Raw genomic sequence first — 1,646 nt, 5'->3', positions numbered from 1 at the left:
GGCGGCGCCATGGATATGGCCGACTGTCAGGGCTGCGGCTCCGAGAGTGACGGGGACGAGGGCGGGCTTGACTGTGACATGGTCTGCGTCGCTCCGGTTCTGGCCAATCTCAGTCCGGAGGGCGGTGTCCCAGCGGTGACAGGTTTAACACCGTCGGTCCGAGCCTTTTACAACCTTGTCGGACGGACAGGTCCGCCCGAACCCTACCCTCCCCGAACGCTCATCTGATCGGACGCCGGTCGGGGTGCGCTCCGACCGCTGCGCCCTGCTGCGCTTCCCGGGCAATCGCGCGGGCAGTCGCTGCTCAATGCCTGTGCAGACAGTGTCTGTACATCTGAAGCACAGCGGAAATCAGATGAGAGCGAACCATGTCACCGATGACCTTGGCGCTATCGCGCCGAACTTTACTGAAGGCGTGCGCCGCCGGCGCTGCAAGCCTGAGCATGCCTGGCCTTATGTTGCCCGCACGTGCGGCCGGCGTCCGGGAGTTCTCCTTGCGGGCCGCGCCGGGACGGGCGCGGCTCGTTCCGGAGCCGCACGGCGAGACGCCCGCCTGGTGCTATAACGAGACCGTCCCCGGACCTGAAATCCGCGTTCGTCAGGGCGAGCGTCTTCGGATTACCGTCGAGAACGGGCTTGCCGAAGAGACCACAGTCCACTGGCACGGGCTCCGGGTCCCCAACGCCATGGATGGCGTGCCGCATCTCAACCAGCCGCCGATCGCGCCGGGCGGAACCTTCGTCTACGAGTTCGACGCGGTCGATGCCGGCACCTTCTGGTATCACCCGCATCAGCGCAGCTTCGAGCAGGTCGGCCGCGGCCTGTACGGGCCGCTGATCGTCGAAGAGCCCGAACCGCCAAAAGTCGATCGGGAACTCGTCTGGGTGCTCGACGACTGGCGGCTCACGAAGTCTGCCGAGATCTCCAACGATTTCGGTAACGGCCATGACATGAGCCACAATGGCCGGATCGGCAACACCGTCACCATCAACGGTCGCGTGCCGGACGCGCGTCCGGTGCGCAGCGGCGAGCGCATCCGGCTGCGGCTCATCAATGCCGCGAACGCGCGCATCTTCAGCCTCGACTTCCAAGGCCATACACCGACGGTCATCGCGCTCGACGGCCAGCCGGTAACGCCGCACGCGCCAATGGGCGGCCTCGTCGTACTGGGACCGGCGATGCGGGCCGACATCATTCTCGACATGATGGGCGAGCCCGGCAGTCGGGTCTCGGTCATTGACCGCTTCTATCGGGACCTCGAATACCGGCTGGTCGACCTCGCCTACGGTGAGACAGCGTTTAGGGACACCATGCCTGACTGGCCGATCGTCCTGCCCGCCAATCCCTTGCGCGAACCAAATGTCGCTGCGGCGCTCCGCCACGAGGTGATCTTCAACGGCGGCATGATGGGCGGAATGGTGATGGCCGAGATGGGCGGCAGCATGGGCGAAGGAACATCAAGGGGAATGGGCGGCGGGATGATGCGCGGCATGATGGGCATGATGCACGGCAATGGCATCTGGTTCGTCAATGGCAAGGCCGCCGAAGGCCATGTGCTAGACCCGATGCTGACGCTCGAACGCGATGGTTCGCATGTGATCGCCATGACCAATGCGACGGCGTGGCACCATCCGATCCACCTGCAC

The 1,646-nt window shown here is 65.1% G+C and carries 1 protein-coding gene; it reads left to right on the top strand.

Features of this window, described 5'->3' with window-relative positions:
• Nucleotides 1–368: 368 nt before the first annotated feature.
• A partial coding sequence (locus WBG82_RS16020; RefSeq protein WP_424425940.1) for a multicopper oxidase family protein occupies nucleotides 369–1,646 on the top strand: 1,278 nt, incomplete at its 3' end.

Origin of the sequence: Parvibaculum sp., assembly GCF_049671045.1 — a bacterium.
Classification (GTDB): domain Bacteria; phylum Pseudomonadota; class Alphaproteobacteria; order Parvibaculales; family Parvibaculaceae; genus Parvibaculum.
The sequence above is the reverse complement of the archived record's forward strand: the minus strand, read 5'-3'. Positions and strand labels throughout refer to the sequence as shown.